We start from the raw sequence: 663 nt of genomic DNA, 5'->3' as shown, positions 1-663 counted from the left end.
AGGCTTGCGCGGCTTCGCCGCCATGGCTTGGTCGACCCTCCGGGCAAGACTTTCGATAGTCTGTTCCTCGAAGATGGTCTTGATCGGCAGCGACACGCCGAGCGCGCGGGCGACGCGCGCCATGGCCTGGCCTGCCAGCAGCGAATGGCCGCCGAGGTCGAAGAAATTGTCGGTGACGCCGAGGCTTTCCACCTTGAGCAGGTCGATCCAGATGTCGGAGAGCACCTTTTCGGTGAAGCGCCGCGCCGGCACGGCTGCATCCGGTCCGGGTGCTTCCTGCTGCGCCGGCGCCAGCAGCGCGGACCGATCGATCTTGCCGTGGGCATTGAGCGGCACGTGATCCAGGAACAGGAATGCGGACGGAATGGCGTGGCCAGGCAGCCGGCTCTTCAGGAATTCGCGCAGCTCGCTGGCGCTGCTCCGGCTGTCGGGCCTTGCGGCGATATGGGCGATCAGCCTGACGTCGCCGCTCGCCTCGCGGCGCGGCTCGACGATGCCGGCCCGCACGCTGGGATGATCGGCAAGCGCGTTCTCGATCTCCTTGAGCTCGATACGGTAGCCGCGGACCTTGACCTGATGGTCGGCGCGGCCGAGGCATTCGATCGTGCCGTCCGCGCGGCGGCGGGCGAGGTCGCCGGTGCGGTAAAGCCGGCTGCCTGCCTG

At 68.2% G+C, this 663-nt stretch carries 1 protein-coding gene; it reads right to left on the bottom strand.

All coding sequences use genetic code 11. From position 1 onward, the window contains the following. The coding region (locus tag MOV75_RS40855) for a phosphopantetheine-binding protein (RefSeq protein ID WP_247008526.1) at positions 1-663 on the bottom strand (663 nt) is incomplete at both ends.

The organism is Bradyrhizobium sp. PRIMUS42, from assembly GCF_023006515.1.
Classification (GTDB): Bacteria; Pseudomonadota; Alphaproteobacteria; order Rhizobiales; family Xanthobacteraceae; genus Bradyrhizobium.
The sequence above is the reverse complement of the archived record's forward strand: the minus strand, read 5'-3'. Positions and strand labels throughout refer to the sequence as shown.